Genomic DNA, 5438 nt, shown 5'->3' with positions numbered 1-5438 from the left:
CAGCAGGGGCCAGCGGTCGTGGTCGTGACCCAGGCCGACCAGGGGTCCACAGCATTCACCAGCAGCGGCCTCGAGGTCCACGTACCTGCCCCGGCCGTCACGGTCGTGGACACCGTTGGCGCTGGCGACTCGTACATGAGCGGGCTGATCGACGCGCTCTGGACCGCAGAACTGCTCGGCGCCAGCCGGCGCGAGAAGCTGCATGCGATCTCCGAGGACGACCTCCGCACGGCCATGCGATGGGCAGCCCGGATCGCCGCCATCACGGTGTCGCGACCCGGCGCCGATCCCCCGACCCGACACGAGCTGGAGCCCACCCCATGAGCGAGACCGTCGCGTTGACCCCGGCGCAGGCATGGGCCGAGCTGAGCGCCGGAAACGGGCGATTCGTCTCCGGCTCGGTGGAGCATCCGAGCCAGGGTGTGGACCGCCGCGCCGAGGTGAGCAACGAGCAGCACCCGTTCGCCGTGCTGTTCGGATGCTCCGACTCCCGCGTCGCTGCCGAGATCATCTTCGATCGCGGTCTCGGCGACATGTTCGTGGTCCGCACCGCCGGACAGGTCGTCGATACCACCGTGATCGGATCGATCGAGTACGGGCTGGAGGTCCTCGGCGCGCCGCTCGTGGTGGTGCTGGGCCACGACAGCTGCGGCGCGGTGGCAGCGGCCCGAGCCGCCCTGGTCACTGGTGAGATGCCGACGGGCATGATCCGCGCCGTCGTGGATCGGGTGATCCCCAGCATCGTGGCGCGCGTGCCCACCGGGGCAGGCAGCAACGGTGAGGCGTTCGACCTCGAGGTGCCCGAGCCCGGCGAGCTCGGCCGGCAGCACCTGCGCGGCACCATGCGCATGCTCGTCAACTACTCGCACGCCCTGGCGAAGGCCGTCGAGGAGGGCCGGTGCGCAATCGTCGGCGCCGAGTACAAGCTGGCCGACGGCCGCATCGACGTGGTCGAGGTGATCGGCGACATCGGCTGACGCTCACACCCTGCCGAGCATCCGGCACGCTCCGAGGAACGCGCCGAACCCGGCCGCCGCGGCGGCAATGGCCAAGACCGACGGTGCTCCGCCGTCGAGCAGCAGCAGCGCCATCAGCACCGCGAGCGCGGCGGCGACCAGCAGCAGCGCCAGCCGGCTTGCCTCGACGCGACGATGCGCGCGGGTCGAGATCGGCGATGCCATCGGGTGACCTCCCGGGTCGGACTGGGGTGGATGGCTCCAGCCTGCTCGAATGAGCAGCACGCGGCATCGGCCATTCGGATCGATCGCGTCTCCACCCCGGGGCTGAGGCCTGAGCCTTCGTCATCCTCTGGGTGGAACATCGACGCCGAGTGCCGTCCAGCATGCAAGATGGGGACATGCGCCGTGCGTTCCCCGCCCCCACCTCCGCTGTGGTCGTGGGAGCCGGCATCGTCGGCCTGGCGACCGCGTGGCACCTGCGCCGGGCCGGACTCGATGTCCGCGTGATCGAGACCGACACGGTCGCCGCCGGGTCGTCGTGGGGCAACGCCGGTTGGCTGACTCCCCCGATCACCACGCCGCTGCCCGAGCCGGCGATCCTGCGTACCGGTCTTCGGGCGATGTTCTCGGTGACGTCTCCGCTGTATGTGCCACTGCGGCCGGACCTCACGATGATCCGCTTCATGCTCGGCTTCCTGCGGCACTCCACCGCGTCGGCGTGGCGGCGGGCGATGCAGACCTACATCCCGCTCAACCAGCAGGCACTGGACGCGTTCGACGAGCTCGCCGCGGGTGGTGTGGCCGAGGCGACCCACGTGGCCGACCCGTTCCTCGCCTGCTTCGCGGGCGCTGACGAGCACCGCCTCCTCATGGAGGAGTTCGAGCAGATCCGCGCTGCGGGCCAGCCGGTCAGCGCCGAGCTGATCAGCGGCGAGGCGGTGCGGGCGATCGCCCCGGCAGTCTCCGACGACGTGGCCAATGCCATCCGCCTCGAGGGCACCCGCTTCCTGCACCCACCCCACTACCTTGACGCACTCGCCACAGCCGTGCGGCGCGAGGGCGCGACCATCCACGAACACACGGTGGCGACCGAGATCTCCGGTGGGACGCCGTCGAGCCCTGCCTCGGTGCGGATCCGCACCGACCAGGGCGAGGACGTGCTCAACGCCGACGTGGTGGTGCTCGCGACCGGCGCCTGGCTCGGGCGTCTCGCGCGATCCTTCGGTGTGCGGATGGTCGTGCAGGCCGGGCGTGGCTACTCGTTCACGGTGCCGGTCGACCCGATGCCGCGGGTGCCGCTGTACTTCCCGATCCAGCGCGTCGCGTGCACCCCGCTGGGCGACCGATACCGAGTCGCGGGGATGATGGAGTTCCGGCGCCCGGGCGAGCCGCTCGACCCTCGCCGGATCGACGCGATCGTCCGCGCAGCCAGGCCACTACTCGCCGGTGCCGACTTCGACGACCGGCAGGACGAGTGGGTCGGTTCCCGCCCGTGCACGCCCGACGGCCTGCCGCTGATCGGCCCCACCCGCTCCCCGCGCGTGATCGCCGCCGGTGGGCATGGCATGTGGGGCATCACGCTCGGCCCGCTCACGGGCAGGCTGGTCGCCGATCTGGTCACCACCGGCGAGACCCCTGAGGTCCTCCGCCCCCTCGACCCTCTCCGCTAACCGCTTTCAACGACGTTTCGACCCCCCCACGCGCGCGGGGGGGGTCGAAAGGTCGTTGAAAGGGCGTTGGGAGTCGAAACGTCGTTGAAAGCTAGGCGGTGAAGGTGTGGGTGCCGCCGGTGACCTCGTGGGTGGTGCCGTCGGGGAGGACGACATCGGCCGGCACTCCCTCGGGGATGCTCACCTCGAGTGTGAACTCGCCGTCCGTACGCCGCCAGGAGCTCTCGATCCGGCCGACGCGCGCGTCGTAGCCCACCCGGGCCCACGCGATCCCGGCGCCGGGCACGGGCTGGATCCGGATCCGGCGGTAGCCCGGCTCGGCCGGGCGGATGCCGCCGACGACCTGGTAGATCCAGTCCGCCACAGCGCCGAGCGCGTAGTGGTTGAAGGAGGTCATCTCACCGGGGTTGATGGTGCCGTCGGGCAGCATCGAGTCCCAGCGCTCCCAGATCGTGGTGGCGCCCATCGTGATCGGGTACAGCCACGAGGGGCAGCCACGCTCGAGCAGCAGCTTGTACGCCACGTCGGCGTGACCGTGCTCGGAGAGCGCCCAGGTGACGAACGGGGTGCCCGCGAAGCCGGTGGTCACGCGGTAGTCACGTTCGGCGACCAGCTCGGCGAGCCGCGCCGCCGCCCACACGTTCTCCTCCGGCTCGAGCAGCCCGAAGCAGATCGCGAGCGCGTACACCGTGGCGCAGTCGGACGTCACGCGCTGTCCGGCCACGTAGTGCTCGCGGAACGCCGAGCGGAGCCGCTGTGCCAGGGCCTCCCAGCGCTCCGCATCAGCGTCGAGCCCGAGCTCGCGCGCGGTCGCGGCCGTGAACGCCACCGACCGGTAGAACGAGGCGGTAGCGACCACACCCGTGTCGGCCTTGGCCGCCGCCGGGTCATCCGGCGGCGCATCGGGGTCGAGCCAGTCCGCGAGCTGGAATCCCTGGTCCCACAGCCCGGACTCCGAGAGCAGCGGGATCACCGACTCCACGTGCCCGACCATGCCCGGGTAGTGCTCGGCGAGCCGGTCGCGGTCGCCGTAGGCGTTCCAGAGTGCCTCGGGTACCCACGCCGCGGCGTCCGCCCAAACCGCCTGCGCCGCCATGTCGAGGAACGGCAGCGGCTTCTGGATCAGGTTCGGCTTGAGGTTGTTCGGCACGATCACGGGCACGTAGCCGTGCTCGTCGTGCTTGCCCTCTTCGGCGAGGTCGAGCAACCAGTTGTGCAGGAAGTCGGCCACGTCGAACTGGAACGCCGAGGTGGCGGCGTAGGCGGCGATGTCGCCGGTCCAGCCGAGCCGCTCGTCGCGCTGCGGGCAGTCGGTGGGCACCGCGAGGAAGTTGCCCTTCTGCCCCCACACCGAGTTGTGCACGAGCTGGTTGACCAGCGGCTCGGAGCACTCGAAGTCGAACGTCGGCCGGATCGCGGAGTGCACCACCACGGCCTCCAGGTCCTCGGGCGTCAGCTCGCCCGGCCACCCGGTCACCTCGGCGTAGCGGAACCCGTGGAACGTCAGCGTGGGCTCGAACTCGTCGACGCCCTCCCCGGAGAGCACGAACGTGTCGGTCGCGCGCGCCGATCGCAGCGGCCGCACCCCGAGCTCGTCGTTCTCGAGCACCTCGGCGTGCCGCAGCACGATCTCGGTTCCCGCGGGCCCGCTGGCCCGTAGCCGCACCCAGCCCACGAGGTTCTGCCCGAAGTCCACGAGCGTCTTGCCCGCAGGAGAGGTCCAGATCTTCTCCGGCGCGATCACCTCGTGGCGTCGCACGCCTTCGGCGATCTGCGGTGTCAGCCGGTCGCGGTCCAGCTCGGTGCCCTCGCGCACGCTCAGGGCTGTGCCGGGCTGCGAGCGCAGCCGGGCGTCGATGCGCTGGCCGTGGTAGATCGAGTGCTCGACGACGTCGCTCGTGCTCGCCTCCCACTCGGTGGAGGTCGCGATCTGCTGGGTGGCACCGTCGCGGAAGGTGATCTGCAGGACCGCGAGCAGCCCGATCTCCTCGCCGTAGTTGGAGTTGGCACGGCCGAACCCGAAGTCGCCCCGGTACCAGCCGTTGCCCACCAGCGCGGAGATCGCGAGGTCGCCCTCACCACCGCGCACCTGCTCGGTGACGTCGTAGCGCTGGTACTGCAGCCGCCATTCGTACGAGGTCCAGCCCGGCGCGAACAGGTCATCGCTCACGGCCGCGCCGTCCAGGCTCAGTTCGTAGATGCCCAGTCCGGTCGAGAGCACGACGGCGGAGCTCACTTCCGAGCGCGCCTGGTCCAGTTGCGCTGTGGTCCGGAAGGCGACCGCCGTGTCTCGATCGGCGTCGGCGGTGATGAACGCGGCGCCGCGCAGGGACGCGAGGTCGTCGGCGACGGTGGACGTGAGCAAGGGGCTCTCCCTCGAACCAGGTGCGAGTCCGCACGGATTGAATAGTTTCAATCGCCAGTCTAGGGGCTCCTGAGGAGTGGGGCGAGCCGCCGTCGCCCATCGCCCTCCCTGCCGAACAGGAGGTTCCGGCCGCTACGACCGGTCAGAGCGGGCAGACCCCCGTTCGGGCACGCGGGAGAGGCTTGACAGCCGGGCCGGTTCTCTGGTTCATTAGTTGAGTAACTAACCGAGCAACCAGGGAGGGCACGATGGACGAAGGGCGGGCAATCTTCCTCCAGATCGCGCAGTCGATCGAGGACGCGATCCTCGACGGCTCGCTCGCCGAGGAGACGCAGGCCCCCTCGACCAACGAGCTCGCCGCGTTCCACCGCATCAACCCGGCCACGGCGGGCAAGGGCCTGGCTCTGCTCGTGGAGAAGGGCGTGCTCTACAAGCGCCGCGGGA

General features: G+C 70.6%; 6 protein-coding genes. 4 read left to right on the top strand and 2 right to left on the bottom strand.

From position 1 onward, the window contains the following. The coding region (locus tag ACOJSN_RS15970) for a carbohydrate kinase family protein (RefSeq protein ID WP_420113481.1) at window positions 1–324 on the top strand (324 nt) is incomplete at its 5' end. After that, window positions 321–977: a carbonic anhydrase gene (locus ACOJSN_RS15965; RefSeq protein WP_420113480.1), complete on the top strand. Its 657-nt coding sequence runs from the start codon at window positions 321–323 to the stop codon at window positions 975–977. The genes ACOJSN_RS15970 and ACOJSN_RS15965, both read left to right, overlap by 4 nt. 3 nt (window positions 978–980) lie before the next feature. Here ACOJSN_RS15965 and ACOJSN_RS15960 read toward each other — a convergent pair whose 3' ends face one another. After that, window positions 981–1181: a hypothetical protein gene (locus ACOJSN_RS15960; RefSeq protein WP_420113479.1), complete on the bottom strand. Its 201-nt coding sequence runs from the start codon at window positions 1179–1181 to the stop codon at window positions 981–983. A gap of 176 nt (window positions 1182–1357) precedes the next feature. On the opposite strand from ACOJSN_RS15960, the gene ACOJSN_RS15955 reads away from it, so the two are divergent. Continuing rightward, window positions 1358–2629: an NAD(P)/FAD-dependent oxidoreductase gene (locus ACOJSN_RS15955; RefSeq protein WP_420113478.1), complete on the top strand. Its 1272-nt coding sequence runs from the start codon at window positions 1358–1360 to the stop codon at window positions 2627–2629. Between the two features lie 91 nt (window positions 2630–2720). Here ACOJSN_RS15955 and ACOJSN_RS15950 read toward each other — a convergent pair whose 3' ends face one another. Further along, window positions 2721–4994, bottom strand: a complete 2274-nt coding sequence (locus ACOJSN_RS15950) for a family 78 glycoside hydrolase catalytic domain (RefSeq protein WP_420113477.1) — start codon at window positions 4992–4994, stop codon at window positions 2721–2723. Between the two features lie 248 nt (window positions 4995–5242). Here ACOJSN_RS15950 and ACOJSN_RS15945 point away from each other — a divergent pair. Next, window positions 5243–5438 (top strand): GntR family transcriptional regulator (locus tag ACOJSN_RS15945; RefSeq protein ID WP_420113476.1); only part of this gene is annotated, 196 nt, incomplete at its 3' end.

The sequence above is a fragment of the Pseudactinotalea sp. genome, assembly GCF_048594945.1.
GTDB lineage: Bacteria > Actinomycetota > Actinomycetes > Actinomycetales > Beutenbergiaceae > Pseudactinotalea.
Note: the sequence above shows the minus strand (reverse complement) of the source record. Positions and strands in the feature narration are given on the sequence as shown.

Bases quoted from the DNA above. Each gene is read 5' to 3' on its own strand.
- ACOJSN_RS15960 (WP_420113479.1), bottom strand. From the start codon at position 1,181: ATGGCATCGCCGATCTCGACCCGCGCGCATCGTCGCGTCGAGGCAAGC.
- ACOJSN_RS15965 (WP_420113480.1), top strand. From the start codon at position 321: ATGAGCGAGACCGTCGCGTTGACCCCGGCGCAGGCATGGGCCGAGCTG.
- ACOJSN_RS15955 (WP_420113478.1), top strand. From the start codon at position 1,358: ATGCGCCGTGCGTTCCCCGCCCCCACCTCCGCTGTGGTCGTGGGAGCC.